Origin of the sequence: Stenotrophomonas sp. AN71, from assembly GCF_050435725.1 — a bacterium.
GTDB lineage: Bacteria > Pseudomonadota > Gammaproteobacteria > Xanthomonadales > Xanthomonadaceae > Stenotrophomonas.
Genome location: NZ_JBNDKU010000005.1, coordinates 1 through 16375, shown reverse-complemented (window position 1 = coordinate 16375; position 16375 = coordinate 1). Strand labels below are relative to the sequence as shown.

The 16375-nt window shown below is 68.0% G+C and carries 12 protein-coding genes and 1 tRNA gene; 5 read left to right on the top strand and 8 right to left on the bottom strand.

The genetic code is table 11. The features are described 5' to 3' along the window. The first annotated feature begins 185 nt into the window (after positions 1-185). The gene (locus ABH900_RS09645; RefSeq protein WP_429622675.1) at positions 186-3461 is read left to right on the top strand and encodes an autotransporter outer membrane beta-barrel domain-containing protein; all 3276 of its coding nucleotides are present in this window, start codon (positions 186-188) and stop codon (positions 3459-3461) included. A gap of 533 nt (positions 3462-3994) precedes the next feature. Here the strand turns inward: ABH900_RS09645 and ychF are convergent. The 8 genes from ychF to ABH900_RS09605 form a co-directional block, all read right to left on the bottom strand. Then, entirely contained in the window at positions 3995-5086 is a 1092-nt protein-coding gene (ychF, locus tag ABH900_RS09640; RefSeq protein ID WP_004144978.1) for a redox-regulated ATPase YchF, read from the bottom strand. Positions 5087-5205: 119 nt separating this feature from the next. Next, positions 5206-5784, bottom strand: a complete 579-nt coding sequence (gene pth / locus ABH900_RS09635; RefSeq protein WP_429622674.1) for an aminoacyl-tRNA hydrolase — start codon at positions 5782-5784, stop codon at positions 5206-5208. 48 nt (positions 5785-5832) lie between these two features. Beyond that, positions 5833-6447: a 50S ribosomal protein L25/general stress protein Ctc gene (locus ABH900_RS09630; RefSeq protein ID WP_429622673.1), complete on the bottom strand. Its 615-nt coding sequence runs from the start codon at positions 6445-6447 to the stop codon at positions 5833-5835. Positions 6448-6554: 107 nt separating this feature from the next. Next, positions 6555-7514 carry a ribose-phosphate diphosphokinase gene (locus ABH900_RS09625; RefSeq protein WP_005415400.1) on the bottom strand — a complete coding sequence of 320 codons (960 nt, stop codon included), beginning with the start codon at positions 7512-7514 and terminating at the stop codon, positions 6555-6557. 139 nt (positions 7515-7653) lie between these two features. After that, positions 7654-7730, bottom strand: a tRNA-Gln gene (locus tag ABH900_RS09620). 11 nt (positions 7731-7741) lie between these two features. Further along, positions 7742-8611: a 4-(cytidine 5'-diphospho)-2-C-methyl-D-erythritol kinase gene (gene ispE, locus ABH900_RS09615; protein ID WP_429622672.1), complete on the bottom strand. Its 870-nt coding sequence runs from the start codon at positions 8609-8611 to the stop codon at positions 7742-7744. Further along, entirely contained in the window at positions 8608-9267 is a 660-nt protein-coding gene (lolB, locus tag ABH900_RS09610) for a lipoprotein insertase outer membrane protein LolB (RefSeq protein ID WP_429622671.1), read from the bottom strand. The genes ispE and lolB overlap by 4 nt, the downstream gene beginning before the upstream one ends. After that, positions 9264-10949 carry a tetratricopeptide repeat protein gene (locus ABH900_RS09605; protein ID WP_429622670.1) on the bottom strand — a complete coding sequence of 562 codons (1686 nt, stop codon included), beginning with the start codon at positions 10947-10949 and terminating at the stop codon, positions 9264-9266. Before ABH900_RS09605 ends, lolB begins: the two co-directional genes overlap by 4 nt. Before the next feature lie 63 nt (positions 10950-11012). On the opposite strand from ABH900_RS09605, the gene hemA reads away from it, so the two are divergent. The 4 genes from hemA to ppk2 are packed head-to-tail and all read left to right on the top strand — an operon-like array spanning position 11013 to position 15897. Next, entirely contained in the window at positions 11013-12296 is a 1284-nt protein-coding gene (gene hemA / locus ABH900_RS09600) for a glutamyl-tRNA reductase (RefSeq protein WP_429622669.1), read from the top strand. Then, positions 12274-13356: a peptide chain release factor 1 gene (gene prfA, locus ABH900_RS09595; RefSeq protein ID WP_429622668.1), complete on the top strand. Its 1083-nt coding sequence runs from the start codon at positions 12274-12276 to the stop codon at positions 13354-13356. The genes hemA and prfA overlap by 23 nt, the downstream gene beginning before the upstream one ends. Before the next feature lie 5 nt (positions 13357-13361). Then, a complete protein-coding gene (locus tag ABH900_RS09590; protein ID WP_429622667.1) occupies positions 13362-15068 on the top strand; it encodes a tetratricopeptide repeat protein in 1707 nt (568 codons plus the stop codon). A gap of 46 nt (positions 15069-15114) precedes the next feature. Beyond that, complete coding sequence (ppk2, locus tag ABH900_RS09585) at positions 15115-15897, top strand: polyphosphate kinase 2 (protein WP_429622666.1); 783 nt, start codon at positions 15115-15117, stop codon at positions 15895-15897. Positions 15898-16375 lie beyond the last annotated feature (478 nt).

The following is a 16375-nucleotide window of genomic DNA, read 5'->3' as shown; positions in this document are numbered from 1 at the left end:
GACAGTGCCGATTCCTAGGCTGGACGCATCCCACCGTGGTGTGCGTGGCCGTTGCTGCGCCGCCATGCGGGACGGAAGCCCGATGGCGCCTGCCGCTGCCATCGCGCGTGGCTTCCGCAGCGACGCGGCCCTGCCGCGCCAGTTCGCGCAGCCGTGCTGCGCCCTGCCACAGGAAGTCCAACAGCATGTACGCCTCCCCCACACGGCATCGCCGTGCGTCCGGGCGCGCGCGCCTCGCGCCTGCCCCCCTCCTTCCCAGCCTGCTGGCGGCCGCTTTGTGGGCGGCGCTGCCGGTCCATGCCGCCGACCTGACCGGACCCTTGGAGGTCAGTGCCGGCAACCGCCTGCAGCTTGGTGCGGACGATGTCCTGCGCCACACCACGGGCAGCTTCGCATTGACGGTCACCGGCGCTGGCAGCAGCGCGCTGATCGACGGCAGCCGCATCAGCGTGACCGGCAATGGCAGCGGCGTATCTGCCACCAACGGCGGCCAGGTACAGCTGCGTGGCGCTACGTTGTCGATCGCACCGGCCACCGGCGCGGGCTTCTACTCGCTGTATGCCAATGGTGCCGGCAGCGTGATCGAGGCGAACGATGTCGACATCGATGCCACCCGCAATGGCAGCGGCTTCGGAAGCGTGCAGGCCTACAACGGTGGGGTGATCCACTACACCGGCGGGCGCATTGCGATGACCGGCGGTGCCGGTACGCTGGTCGGTGCCTCCGGCAGGGGCAGCGAGGCGCACCTGGACAGCGTGCAGATGAGCGCCGACGGCGGCGTGCGCCTGCGGGCCGACAGTGCCGGCCTGCTGACGATCCGCAACAGCCGGATCACCCTTGCCTCCGGCGGCATTCTGACCGGTGTTGCGGTGGATGGCGTGGGCAGCCGTGCCGAGTTGTACGACAGCTACCTGGACGGCGGCTGGTTCGATATCGGCAGCGGTGGCAGCGTGCTGCTGGAGAACGTGGAAGCACACTCGACAGGCGGCAGCATGCGCCTGCTCGGCAGCAGCATCAGCAGGACCTATTCCAGCGCAGTGATCAACGGCGGCAGTTTCCACACCGTGGGCGGCTATGGCGTGAACATCAACAGCTGGGGTCAGCTGACCGCGCGCGACACCGCCTTCGATGTGCGCGAAGGCGCTTCCGGGTTCTGGCTGTCCAGCGACGAGTCGCGCCTGCAACTGACCGACAGCACAGTCGATACCTGGACCGACAGCAACGGCCACGGTGTGGAAATCTACGGTGGCGTGGCCACCGTGCAAGGTGGCCAGATCACCACGCATGGTGATGCGGTCTACGGCGTGCGCGTGACCGGCTCCACCGGCAGTACCGTCAGCCGCATCGAAGCCAGCGGCAACGTGATCGACATCCGCGGCAACGGCGGTGGCGGCGTGTTCATCGGCGGTTCCACCGCGACCGCATTGCTCGACAACGTTGCGATCCGCAGTGACGGCGAGAACGTGTTCGGCATCGTGCACATGAACACGGCGCGGTTGACCCAGGCCGACCGCCTGGACATCCGCATGACCGGCGGCAACAGCGGCGGCTACCGCTCCTACCTGACCGCGTTCGGCCCGTATTGGAACCGTGCCACCTTCAATGACAGCCATATCGAGACCGCCAGTGGTGCCGCGTTCTGGCTGCAGGGCAGCAACCACGCGTTGACCGTCAATGGCAGCGACGTGACGGCGGGCGACGGCGGCGGGCGCCTGCTGCGGGTCAGCGACACCGTGTTCACCGATGGCAGCAGCGTGGCGACCAGCCGTGTCGACTTCACTGCCGACGCCAGCACGTTGCGCGGCGACGTGGTGATCGACAGCGCGACGGCCGACGTGCACATGGTGCTGCGCAACGGCACCACGTTCAGCGGCGCGCTGCGCGATGACTCCGGCTTCCAGGTGGCGGGGCTGGCGGTGGATGGCAGCAGCCAATGGAACGTGCGTGCCAACTCCAGCGTCGGCGCGCTCGAACACACCGGCACCATCGCCTTCGATGCGCCCGCCGCCGGCTTCAAGACCGTCACTGTCAGTGGCGACTACGTGGGCAATGGTGGCCAGTGGATCTTCAACCGTGCGCTGGGCGATGACACATCGCTGGGCGACCAGCTGGTGATCAACGGCAACAGCAGCGGCACCGCCAGCGTGCAGGTGCGCAATGCCGGTGGTGCAGGTGCGCTGACCCAGGAGGGCATCCGCCTGATCACCGTGGCTGGCCAGTCGGATGCGCAGTTCAGCCTGCAGGGGCGCGCGGTGGCCGGTGCCTACGACTACTTCCTGTTCAAGGGCGGCGTATCGACCCCGGACGATGGCAACTGGTACCTGCGTTCGGAGTACGTGCCTCCGGTGGATCCGCCGGAGCCGCCGGTTGATCCGCCCCAGCCGCCCGAGCCGCCCGAGCCGCCAATCGACCCGCCGTCACCGCCGGAACCGCCGGTCGACCCACCGTCACCACCGGGGCCACCGATCGACCCGCCGTTGCCGCCGGAGCCGCCGATCGATCCGCCACGTCCGCAGGTGGAGCGCCCGGAACCGGCAGCCTACCTGGCCAACCGCAACGCCGCGCTGGGCATGTTCCGGCACAGCCTGCACGACCGCGCCGGTGATCCCACGGCCGAGGCCGGCGGCAGCAACGATGGTGTGGCCTGGCTGCACCTTCGCAGTGCGCAGCCCGACAGCCATGACCGCAACCGCCAGGTGCAGGTCGATGGCCAGATCAGCAGCGCGCTGGTCGGCGTCGGACGCCGCTTCGAGGTGGGTGGCACGGGCGAGCTGCAGGCAGGTGCGATGCTCGGCCACGGCCGCGCCCGCAATGACAGCCGCTCACAGGTGACCGGCTACACCGCGCGTGGCGTGGTCACCGGCACCAGCGTGGGCGCCTATGCCTCCTGGCTGCAGGATGCACGCATGGAAGGTGGCGCCTATGTGGATGGCTGGCTGCAGTACGGCCGCTTCCGCAACAGCGTGCAGGGCGAAGGCCTGCACAAGGAGCGCTATGACGCCCGCAGCTGGAGTGCGTCGGCTGAGGCCGGCTACGTGCTGCCGTTGCAGCGCACCGCGCAGCGGGGCATCTACCTGCAACCACAGCTGCAGGTGATCCATAGCCGCTATGACAGCGACCGCGTGGTCGAGGCCAACGGTACGGTGGTCGAAGACCGCGGTGGTGGCCAGACCAGCACCCGCCTCGGCCTGCGGCTGTACAGCCGTGGCGTGAGCCCGGCGCAGGGCCAGGTGCACCCGTACGTGGCGGTGAACTGGTGGTCAGGCGGCAATGGCGCAGGCCTGGCGATGGACGGTGAGCGGCTGTCGCGGCAGCTGCCGCGCGACATCTACGAAGCCAAGGCCGGTGTGCAGGTGGATCTGTCCGGCGGCTGGCGCGGCTGGGGTGAATTGAGCCGGCAGAGCGGCGGCATGGGCTTCCGCGACGTCGGTGCCCAGCTGGGCGTGTCGTACCACTGGTGATGCGGAAGCGCCCGGCAAAGGATGGCCGGGCGCTTTTCTCCACATGTGACGTGGAAAGCGATGGGGGTTTGATGTGGACAAGTGTCCACGAGCCACGCGCGGCAACGGTTTCAGAACGTGGCATTTTTTTGTCCATGGCGTCCAGGGGTTTTCCACATCGCACGTGGAGAGCGATGGGGGTTTGGTGTGGACAAGTGGCCGCGAGCAATGCGCAGCAAGCGTTTCAGAATGTGGTTGTTTTTTGTCCACAGCGGAAACTACGGTAGAGCTGAGTCCACGCTCGGTTTCATGCCGGGCCGTCATGGCACTGGAAGCAGCCGAGTGTGGGCTCGGCTCTACAGGGACAACCAGGGTTTTCCACATGCGCCGTGGAAAGCGATGGGAACTTGGTGTGGACAAGTGGCCGCGATCATTGCAGCGCAGGCGTTTCGCAGTGTGGTGTTTTTTTATCCAGACGGTGCAGCACGCCTGGGCCAGAAACGCGAACGCCCCGCACAAGGCGGGGCGTTCGGGGCCGATCTGATGCCGCAGGATCAGACGTTGAAGCGGAAGTGCAGGATGTCGCCTTCCTGCACGCGGTATTCCTTGCCTTCCAGACGCAGGCGACCGGCTTCCTTGGCACCCGCTTCGCCCTTGTACTTGATGAAGTCGTCATACGCGATGGTCTCGGCGCGGATGAAGCCCTTCTCGAAGTCGGTGTGGATGACTGCGGCGGCCTGCGGAGCGGTAGCGCCCTTGCGCACGGTCCACGCACGGACTTCCTTCACGCCGGCGGTGAAATAGGTCTGCAGGCCCAGCAGGCTGTAGGCCGCGTTGATCACGCGGTTCAGGCCCGGCTCGCTCAGGCCAAGGTCGGCCAGGAAGGTGTCGCGGTCCTCGTCGTCGAGCTGGGACAGCTCTTCCTCGATCGCGGCCGACACCGGCACCACCTGCGCGCCTTCGGCGGCGGCATGGGCGCGCACGGCGTCCAGGTGCGGGTTGTTCTCGAAGCCGTCTTCCAGCACGTTGGCGATGTACATCACCGGCTTCAGGGTCAGCAGGAACAGGTCGCGCACCAGCGCCTTCTCTTCCTCGTCCAAACCGACCGAACGCCCCGACTTGCCGTCCGACAGCGCCGCCTGCAGCTTGGCCAGCACCGGCTTGCGCGCCGCCGCGTCCTTGTCGCCGCCCTTGGCCGCGCGCTCGGCGCGGTTCAGCGCCTTCTCGACACTATCCAGGTCAGCCAGCGCCAGTTCAGTATCGATGGTTTCGATATCCGAAATCGGATCGACCTTGTTGTTGACGTGGATGACGTCGGCGTTCTCGAAGCAGCGCACCACATGGGTGATCGCGTCGACTTCGCGGATGTGCGCCAGGAACTTGTTGCCCAGGCCTTCACCGCTGGCGGCACCGGCCACCAGGCCGGCGATGTCGACGAACTCAACCGCGGTCGGGATGACCTTCTGCGGGTTGATGATCGCCGCCAGTTCGTTCAGGCGCGGATCCGGCACCGGCACGATGCCGACGTTCGGCTCGATGGTGCAGAACGGGAAGTTCGCCGCGGCGATACCCGCCTTGGTCAGCGCATTGAACAGGGTCGACTTGCCGACGTTGGGCAGGCCGACGATGCCGCATTTGATACCCATGGGTGACAGCTCTCTGGGGTGAAAGTGATTGGTGAAACAACGCGCGCGCTGCTTGGCCAATCCATCTCGTTGCCGATCATTGTTCGTGCCAACCAAGGTTGGCACCTACCAGAAGCGGGTCAGCGGGGAGTGTGCAACCGCTTCATCGCTTCGCTGAAATCGCCCTGCACCGCCAGCGGCAGCACGTCGATCGCATCGTCGATGGCGCGTGCGATCAGCACCTCGTCGTCCTTGGACGGGCGGCCCAGCACCCAACCCACCACGCGGTCCTTGTGGCCGGGGTGGCCGATGCCCACGCGCAGGCGATGGAACTTGCCGTGGCCGAGCAGGCGGATGGTGTCACGCAGGCCGTTCTGGCCGCCGTGGCCGCCGTCGAACTTCAGCCGCGCCACGCCGGGCGCCAGGTCCAGTTCGTCGTGGGCCAGCAGGGTTTCTTCCGGTTCGATCTTCCAGAACCGCTGTGCAGCGGTAACCGACTTGCCGCTGAGGTTCATGAAGGTGGCGGGCTTGAGCAGCCACACCGTCTGCCCGGCAATCTCGACCTTGGCGGTCTCGCCGAACAGCTTGCTGTCCACGTTCCATCGCGCACCGGCTTTTTCCGCCAGGGCCTCAACGAAATGAAACCCGGCATTGTGCCGGGTCCGGGCGTGCTCCGATCCGGGGTTGCCCAGACCGACGATCAGTCGCAATCCTGCCATGGTTCCTTCCAGCGCGGCGCCTGCCCGGAGGCAGGCGCCGCAGCGGTATTACTCGGCAGCCGCTTCTTCGTCGGCCGCGTCGGCCTTGCCGGCCTTGGCGGTGACGATGGCGTCGTCGTGGTCCTTGCCCAGCGCCAGCGCCGGGATTTCCACGCCCTTCGGCAGCTTGATGTCGGACAGGTACACCACGTCACCGGCCTTCAGGTCGGCCAGGTCGACTTCGATCGATTCCGGCAGGTCCTTCGGCAGGCAGCTGATGGCCACTTCCTTCAGTTCGTGGGCGACCACGACGTCGGCAGCCTTGCCAGCCGGCGAGGTGTCTTCGTTGATGAAGTGCAGCGGAACCGAAGCGGTCAGCTTCTCGTTCTCGTTCACGCGCAGGAAGTCCAGGTGCATGATCAGCTGCTTGTACGGATGGCGCTGCATGTCACGCAGCAGCACCTTCTGCACCTGGCCGTCCAGGTTCAGGTCCAGGATCGAGGCATAGAACCACTCGTTCTGCTGGGCCAGCCAGATTTCGTTGTGGTCCAGGCTGATGGCGACCGGCTCGGCGTTGCCGCCGTACACGATGGCCGGGATCACACCAGCGTGACGCAGGCGGCGGCTCGCACCCTTACGCTGCAGTTCACGCTTGGTGACCTTGATTTCATGGGTCTTCGACATTTTCGACTACTCAGGTTGTTGCCTTGCCTTGCGGCTTGGCGGTTGAAGGCACTTCCGCGACCAGAAGCGCCCGGTGTGCCCCCGCCGTTGCCGGCAGGGACGAAAAATCAATCGACGTACAGCGAGCTGACCGACTCACCGAAGGCGATGCGGCGCATCGTTTCGGCCAGCATTTCCGCCACGCTCAGCTGGCGGATCTTGCTGCACACCCGCGCCGCGTCCTTCAGCGGGATGGTATCGGTCACCACCAGTTCGTCGAGCTGGGAATTGGTGATGTTGTCCACCGCCGGGCCCGACAGCACCGCGTGGGTGCAGTAGGCAGCGACCTTGAGCGCGCCGCGCGCCTTCAGGGCAGCGGCAGCGGCGCACAGGGTGCCGGCGGTGTCGACGATGTCATCGACCATCACGCAGGTCTTGCCTTCGACGTCACCGATGATGTTCATCACGGTGGAGACGTTGGCACGCGGGCGGCGCTTGTCGATGATCGCCAGGTCGGCGTCATCCAGGCGCTTGGCCACCGCACGGGCGCGGACCACGCCGCCCACGTCCGGCGAGACGACGATCAGGTTCTCGGTGCCGTAGGCGCGCCAGATGTCGGCCAGCAGCAGCGGAGAGGCATACACGTTGTCGACCGGAATATCGAAGAAGCCCTGGATCTGGTCGGCGTGCAGATCGACGGTCAGCACGCGATCAGCGCCAGCGGTGCTGAACATCTTCGCCGCCAGCTTGGCGGTGATCGGCACGCGCGAGGAACGCATGCGGCGATCCTGGCGCGAGTAGCCGAAGTACGGCACCACGGCGGTCACGCTGGCCACCGATGCGCGCTTGAGCGCGTCGATCAGCACCAGCAGTTCCATCAGGTTTTCCGCGCTCGGCGCGCAGGTCGGCTGGATCACGAACACGTCCTGCTTGCGGACGTTCTCTTCGATTTCCACCTGCACTTCGCCATCGGAGAAGTGCGAGACCAGCGCCTTGCCCGGGCGAACCCCCAGTTCTTTGCAGATATTCTGCGCCAGACGTTTGTTGGCGTTGCCGGAAAAGACCAGCAGGTTCGGGGACTCTTGCATCATGATTGTCTCGGGCGGGGACGAGTGGCGGGGATCCGGAGTCGGCAAGGACCCGATGGACCCTTGCTGCTGACAACACCGCGGTTGTTTCCACGTCCCGCGCAGGCGATGCGCTGGAAGGCGCGGACACAGCCGCTATTGGCAGGGGCGGTAGGATTCGAACCTACGAATGCCAGGATCAAAACCTGGTGCCTTGGGCCTCTTGGCGACGCCCCTGCATTGATAAATCAGTGTTGCTCGAGTGCATCCAGCAGTGGCGAACGCGCAACGCCCGCTGCCACTCTTGCCCGCAACTCCTTCGGCAACTTCGACCGTCCCTGCTCTGCAGCAGCCTGCGATGCGAACTCGACGAAACAACCACTTCCCGAACCGGTCAGCCGCGCCAATCCTATGCAGCTCAACGCGGCGAGCACGGCCTCGACGGCAGGCTCACGGCGGCGCAGCACCGGTTCGAACGCGTTCCCGACCAGGGTCCCGGAAGCGAAGTCCTCTATTTTCGCCACTGGGCTGTCGCGCGTCAAATCCGGGTCTGCGAACAGGGCCGGCGTGGGAACATGAACGCCGGGTTCGACCACCACATACCAGGCCGGCGCCAGCGTGATCGGCTGCAGCCGCTCGCCCACCCCTTCGGCCCAGGCGTTGCGCCCGCGCACGAACACCGGCACGTCGGCGCCCAGGCGCAGGCCCAGCGCAGCCAGCGCATCTTCATCCAGGCCGGCCCGCCAGAGCCGGTTCAGCACCACCAGTACCGTGGCCGCATCGGACGAGCCGCCGCCGAAACCGCCGCCGGCCGATACATGCTTTTCAACGATGATGTCTGCACCTTGCGCGACATTCGCCACATCTTTCAGCATTCGCGCAGCGCGCACGGCCAGGTCATCGGCCTCGGCCACGCCAACCAGGCCGTCGCCCTGCCGGCGCACCTGGCCATCGTTACGCAGGCGCAGGCCGATGCGATCGCCCCAGTCCAGAAGGCGGAACACGGTCTGCAGCTCGTGGTAGCCATCGGCACGGCGGCCGGTGATATGCAGGAACAGGTTCAGCTTGGCCGGGGCCGGCCACCAGGACCAGCCCGCGCCATCGGCTGCGCCACTCATGGGGCGCCCTGTCCCCACTGGTCGACCAGCAGGCGCACCTTGGCGTCACCATTGCTGGCCTCGATCCGCCGCGGCAGCGCCGGGCGCCCGGCGTCGGCCGGGGACCAGTCCAGGTACTGCACCAGCCAGCCCATCTGCTGCATGCGACGCGGCCGGCCTTCGCCGTCGCGCTCGACCTTTTCGGGGCCGGCGGCGTCGCCGGCTACCAGCCCGCGGATCCAGTCCGGCAGCTGGTTCACCGGAATATCCCAGCCGGTGGCATCGCGCAGCAGTTGCTGGGCATCCTCGCCATCGCGCGGCCCTCCGGCCAGCCCTTCCAGGCGACCGGCTTCAGAATGGGTATCGCCGGTCAGCTTCCAGCTCTGCCGGGTTACCGGCGCGCTCAGCTCGACCACATAGCGGCGGCCATCCTGCTTCCAGTCGATGCGGCCACTGCCACCGTCCTTGCCCTTGCTGACCGCCACCCGGCCCTGGAAGGTCCAGTCCGGCTGCGCACGCAACGCGGCCACGCGTGCGGCCTCGGCCTGCATCGCTTCGGCCGAGACTGTCTCGACCACCGTCGGCGCCGGGGTCTTCTGCGTGCCCACGGTGGTGCAGGCCGTGACCACCACCGTCGCGGCCGCCAGCAGCAGCGGCCGGATCAGGGAAACACTCATGGATTGAATTTCTCACGGGCGCGCAGCAGCGCGCGGTTCTCGGGATCGAGCTTGGCGGCCTCTTCGAAGAAGTGGCGCGCTTCGTCATGCCTGCCCAGCGCCCACAGCACTTCGCCGACATGGGCGGCGATCTCCGGGTCCTTGGCCAGGGTCCAGGCACGGCGCAGCTGCACCAGTGCTTCGTCCTTGCGGCCAAGTCGATACAACACCCAGCCATAGCTGTCGACGATGGCCGCGTTGTCCGGCTCGGCCACGCGGGCGCGGTCGATCAGTTCCAGCGCCTCCTGCAGGCGCCCGGTGCGGTCGGCCAGGGTGTAGCCCAACGCATTCAGCGCCGGCACATTCTCCGGGTCGGTCACCAGGATCTTGCGCAGATCGGCCTCGGCGCGCGGGATGTCGTCGCGGCGTTCCCAGGTGAGTGCGCGGGCATACAGCAGGCCATTGTCATCCGGGTAAGCGGCCAGGCCGCGGGCCAGCGCGTCCAGCTCACCGGCACTGTCATCGGCACGCAGGCGCAGCTCGGCTTCCAGCAGGTAGGCATCGCGGCGCACATCGTCGTCGACCACCGCATCGGACTGGATCGCGTGCACCTCGTCCAGTGCCTGCGGCAGGCGCCCGGCCAGGGCCTGGGCATTGGCCGCACGCAGGCGCGCCTCGCTCAGTTCATCGCCACCGGGCACGCTGTGGTACCACTGCACCGCTTCGGGGTAACGCTTCAGGTACTCGGCAATCTTGCCCAGCAGCAGGCGTTGCGCCGGGTCCGGCTTGGCCGCCTGCCGCGACAGTTCGTTGTACAGGTTGGACAGCGCCGCTTTGTCACCCTGCTTGGCCAGCAGCGAAGCGCGCATGCCCCAGGTCTGTACGTCCTGCGGGCCGAACGCCAGCACGCGCTCGGCTGCCGCCGGCTGGCCGAGGCTGTCGTAGGCGATGGCCACCGCGTTGCGCAGCTCGGGGTCCTGGCGGGTCTTCGGCTCGACGTCGTGCAGCAACGACAAGGCCTTGCCGGTCTCGCCAGCCTGCTGCAGCTGGCTGGCGCGCAGCAACGCCACGCGCGGCTCCTCGGGGAAGCGCTTGACCACTTCATCGATCATGCGCCGGGCCAGTTCGGGCTTCTCCATGCGCAGGGCCAACCTGCCAAACTCCTGCCAGGCTTCGATCTTCGGCGGAATGGCGTTGGCATCGACCAGCTCGCCCAGCACCTGCGCCGGCACCGCCGGATCGCGGCCACCGCCGATCAGCGCGGCCAGGGCGAACTTCCAGCCCCGCTCATCGGGGTCGGCCAGCAGCGCCTGCAGCTCGGTGCGGGCCGCCTTCACATCGCCCTGGCGCATGGCCAGCGCACCGGCCGCGCTGCGCTGGGTCAACGAGCGTGGCGCCCGCTGCTGCCACAGGGCCAGGCCCTTGGCCGCGCTGGCGTCGTCGTTGGCAAGCATGGAAATGCGGGTCGCGCGCTCGGCCAGGCCGGCATCGCCGTCCGTCTGCTGGGCCGCCTGCAGGTACCAGCGCGCGGCCTCGGCCAGCTTGCCGGCCTGCAGCGCGAACTCACCGGCCATCACCGGTTCCAGCGCCAGTTCCTCAGTGGCCGGGCCCCGCACGGGGGCCTTGGCCGGCACCGCCGCCAGGGCCTGGCCACAGGCCAGGGACAGCAGCAGAACACTGGGGATGCGAATCAATGCGGGCATCGTCGGCATCGGGGCCTTAAAATGTCGTCCAATGGCCAGCAGCTTATCGCAAGCAACTGAACAATGACCCTGTGGGTGCTCGGACTGAATCACCAGACCGCACCGGTAGAGCTGCGCGAACGCGCGGCCTTCGCCGGTGAGGCGTTGCCGCGCGCGCTGGGTTCGCTGCGCGATACCCCGCAGATCGCCGAAGCGGTGCTGCTGTCCACCTGCAACCGCACCGAGCTGTACGCCGTGGCCGAATCTGCGCAGGCCCTGGACCAGTGGCTGCACACCCAGGCCGGCGACCTGCGCGGCTACCTGTACCAGCATGCCGACGCCGAGGCCGTGCGCCACCTGTTCCGGGTCGCCACCGGGCTGGACTCGATGGTGCTGGGCGAGCCGCAGATCCTCGGTCAGGTGAAGGATGCCTGGTCGACCGCGCGCGACCATGGCCTGCTCGGCCAGCGCCTGGACCGGCTGTTCCAGCAGACCTTCTCGGTGGCCAAGCGCGCCCGGACCGATACCCAGGTCGGTGCCAACCCGGTGTCGGTGGCCTCGGCCGCCGTGCGCCTGGCACAGAACGCGTTCGCGCGCCTGGATGATTCCACCGTGCTGCTGGTGGGCGCCGGCGAGACCATCGAACTGGCCGCGCGCCACCTCAGTGAAGGCAAGGTACGGCGGCTGCTGATCGCCAACCGTACTGTTGCCCACGCGCAGGAACTGGCCAGCCGCCATGGCGGCGTCGCGTTGCCCCTGACCGAACTGGATCGCCACCTGGCCGAGGCCGACGTGGTGTTCTCGGCCACGGCCGCGCGTGAACCGGTGATCCACCGCGAGATGGTCGCCAAGGCCCTGCGCGCGCGCCGGCACAAGCCGATGCTGCTGTTCGACCTGGCCGTACCGCGCGACATCGAAGCCGACGTCGGCACACTCAACGATGCCTTCCTCTATACGGTCGATGATCTCGAACGTGCAGTGGAAGACAACCGTCGTGGCCGCCGCGAGGCCGCTGCCGAAGCCGAAGCGATCATCGACCTGCAGGTGTCCCGCTTCGTCGAGACGCTGCAGGCCAACGCCCACCAGGCGCCGCTGCGGCAGCTGCGTGCGTTCGGCGAGGCCACCCGTGCCGAGCTGCTGGAACGCGCGCGCCAGCAGCTGGCCAATGGCAAGCCGGCCGACGAAGTACTGGAACTGCTGGCCCATGGCCTGACCAATCGCCTGCTGCACCCGCCGACCGCCGCCCTGCGCGCGGCAGCGCTGAGCGGCGACGCCGACCTGACCCGCGCCGCCGAGCGCCTGTTCCCGGCCACGCCGGGTTACCACCATCCACCCGTGAGACCTGATGACGCCGACCCTGCGCCGTAAGCTGGAAGCGCTGGCCGAGCGCCGCGAAGAACTGGAACGCCTGCTCGCCGAGCCCGACGTGGTCGCCGACAACACCCGTTTCCGCGACCTTTCGCGCGAATTCGCCCAACTTGAACCAATCGCCACCGCACTGGCCGAAGAGGTCCGTGCCAAGGCCGACCTGGATGCGGCCGAAGGCATGCGCGCCGACCCCGACCTGCGCGAGCTGGCCGATGAGGAAATCGCCGCCGCGCAGGCGCGCCTGCAGGAACTGGAGCAGGAACTGGCGCTGCTGCTGGTACCGCGTGATCCGCGCGATGAAGGCAATCTGTTCCTGGAAGTGCGCGCCGGTACCGGTGGCGACGAGGCGGCGATCTTCGCCGGCGACCTGTTCCGCATGTATGCCCGTTACGCCGAACGCCAGGGCTGGAAGGTCGAGATCGAATCGGACAATCCGGGCGAGCATGGCGGCTACAAGGAAGTGGTGGCGCGCGTGGTCGGCCGTGGCGCGTTCTCGCGCCTGAAGTTCGAATCGGGTACGCACCGCGTGCAGCGCGTGCCGGCCACCGAATCGCAGGGCCGCATCCATACCTCGGCAGCGACCGTGGCGATCATTCCCGAGGCCGACGAAGTCGAAGACGTCGTCATCAATCCGGCCGATCTGAAAGTCGATACTTTCCGTTCGTCCGGCGCCGGTGGTCAGCACGTCAACAAGACCGAGTCGGCCATCCGCATCACCCACGTGCCGACCGGCGTGGTGGTGGAGTGCCAGACCGAGCGCAGCCAGCACGCCAACCGCGATAAGGCAATGAAGCGCCTGAAGGCGCAGCTGCTGGATGCCGAACGCCAGCGCCAGGACGCGGCACAGGCCGAATCGCGGCGCCTGCAGGTGGGCAGCGGCGACCGCAGCCAGCGCATCCGCACCTACAACTTCCCGCAGGGCCGGATCACCGACCACCGTGTGGAGGGCCTGACCCTGTACGACCTGCCCAACGTCCTGGCTGGCGACCTCGACCCGCTGCTGCAGCGGCTCAGCCATGAGCACCAGGTTGACGCCCTGGCCCAGCTGTCGGCGGGCTGAGCACGATGTCGGCCTGGCAGCAGCGGCAACACCTGCAGCAGGCGATCGCACGCCAGCCCGGTGATTTCATCGCCTGGGTGATGCTGGCCGACCTGGAACTGGAGGCCGGCGACATCGCCGCCGGCGAACAGGCCGCGCGACGCGCGCTGCAGCTGCGCCCGAACCATCCCGAAGCACTTGCACGGCTGGGCCGGGCCGCCTGGATGGCCGGCGCCCATGCTGACGCCGCAACGCTGCTCCGCCAGGCCTCGGCGCTTGCGCCGCAGCATCCGGGCATCGCGCTGTGGCTGGGTCACGCGCTGGAAGACGCCGACGATGCCGAAGGCGCGGCCGCGGCCTACCGCCGCGCGCACATGCTGATGCCGGACGAGCCCTACATCGCCGCCCAGCGCCTGGCCTGGCAGCGCCGCCTGTGCGACTGGCAGGACGTGGACACACTGGCCGCGCAGGTGCGCGGCGCCCTTGCCTCCGGCCAGGGCGCGGTCGAACCGTTCGCCTTTCTCAGCGAAGACGCCAGCGCCGCCGAACAGCTGGCCTGTGCACGTGGGCGTGCTGCAGTCGTGGCTGCCTCGGTGCGGCCTCTGCCAGCGGCCAGGGTGCGTGAGCGCGGCCGGCTGCGCGTCGGCTTCCTCTCCAATGGGTTCGGCGCCCATCCCACCGGCCTGCTGACCGTGGCCCTGTTCGAGCACCTGCACCACGACCGTGCGCTGGAGCTGCATCTGTTCGCGCTGAACCGCGCCGACGGCAGCCGTATCCGTGAACGGCTGCAAGCTGCGGCCCGGCTGCACGACGTGGCCGCGCTGCGGCACGCCGACATCGCTGCACGCATCCGCGCACAGGGCATCGATCTGCTGTTCGACCTGCGCGGCTGGGGCGGTGGAGGCACGCCCGAAGTCCTGGCGATGCGCCCCGCCCCGCTGCAGCTGAACTGGCTGGCCTACCCGGGCACCTCCGGCGCGCGCTGGCTCGATGCCGTGGTCGCCGATGACTTCGTGCTGCCGCCTGCATTGGAACCACACTTCAGCGAACGCGTGCTGCGCCTGCCGCGCGCGTTCCAGCCCTCGGACAATAGCCGCGTGCTGGAGCCGGCACCGAGCCGTGCCGACTGCGGGCTGCCCGAACAGGGTGTGGTGTTCTGCTGCTTCAACAACAGCTACAAGCTCAACCCACGCAGCATGAACCGCGCCTTCGCGGTGCTGCAGGCGGTGCCCGGCAGCGTACTGTGGCTGCTGTCCGGGCCCGGCCAGGCTGATGCGCGGCTGCGTGCGGCCGCCCAGGCCGCCGGCCTCGATCCGGCCCGCCTGGTGTTCATGGCCAAGCTGCCGCACCCGCACTACCTGGCCCGCTATCAGCTGGCCGATCTTTTCCTCGACACTCATCCGTACAACGCGCACACCACCGCGTCGGACGCGCTATGGGCCGGTTGCCCGGTGCTGACCTGTCCCGGCGACACCTTCGCCGCGCGCGTAGCCGGCAGTCTCAACCACCATCTGGGGCTGGCGCGGCTGAATGCCGCCGACGACGCGGCATTCATCGCCACTGCCAGTGTGCTGGGGAACGACCCGACGGCGCTGGCCGTGTTGCGCGCCGAGCTGGCACAGGCCCGCGAACGCGGCAGCCTGTTCGACATGGCCGGCTTCGCGCACGACCTGTCGGCGCTGCTGCAGCAGCTGGCCGGCGAACACGGCTGGCAGGGCGTCGACAACACCTGAGCGATCCCTGCGTTACGCTCGGGCTTCCTCCCCGCGTGGTGTGACGATGGCCAAGCTCAAGCGCAAGGACTACGACGAACTGCTGTTACCGCTGCAGCTGGAACTGACCGCGATGGCGCGCTGGGTACAGCACAGCGGGCAACGCCTGCTGGTGCTGTTCGAAGGCCGCGATACGGCAGGCAAGGGCGGTGCGATCCAGGCCATCAGCCAGCATCTCAACCCACGCCAATGCCGCGTGGTGGCTCTGCCCAAACCCACCGACCGCGAAGCCACGCAGTGGTACTTCCAGCGCTACGCCTCGCACCTTCCCGCCGCCGGCGAGATCGTGCTGATGGACCGCAGCTGGTACAACCGCGCCGGCGTGGAGCGGGTGATGGGCTACTGCAGCGAGACCGAATACCAGCAGTTCCTGCGCCAGGCGCCGGTGTTCGAACAGCTGCTGGTGGATGATGGCATCCTGCTGTTCAAGTACTGGCTGTGCGTGGACCAGGAGCAGCAGGAAAAGCGCTTCGCCGAACGCCACCTCGATCCACTGAAGGGCTGGAAGCTCTCACCGGTGGACCTGAAGTCACGCAGCAAGTACAGCGCGTATACCGAGGCACGCGAGGCGATGCTGCGCGCCACCCATCGCGAAGGCGCGCCGTGGACGCTGGTGGATTTCAACGACCAGCGGCTGGGGCGACTGACGCTGGTGCGCAACCTGCTGGACCGGTTGCCGGACACGCGCGTGGACGCGCCGTTGCCGGAGCTGCCGAAACTGAAGGGCAAGCTGCATCGGGAGCACTACGACGTGCTGAAGCCGATCGAGGAGTTCCCGGTCGAGGAATAGGGGTGTTCGGCAGGGTTGCACCCTGCACCTGCAGAAGCCAGAGCAATAGCAACGGCAACGGCGGGTATTCCGTGGGATGGCGGGGCGGTGCCGGAGTGCGGGGACGCCGTGAACCCATCCCTGGGGGCTTGGCAGCCGCATCCATGCGGCTGACACCCCGCACTCCGACACCGCCCCACCTCTGACAGATTTCTGCGATCTGATGGATCCACGCTGTGTGGATGAATCTCCATCGAGATCGAATATTTCGACAATCGAACGAGGAGCATCCACGCATGGCGTGGATCTACGTGTCGACCAAGGTCGACACCCACCAAGAGCAGGCCATGCCATTCCGACAGATCGCGGAGAACTGTCGAAGGCGGGGTGGGGGGGGGGGGGGGGGGGGGGGGGGGGGGGGGGGGGGGGGGCGCCCCCCCCCCCCCCGGGGGGGGGGGGCCCCCCCCCCCCCCCCCCCCCCCCCCCCCCCGCCGGGCCG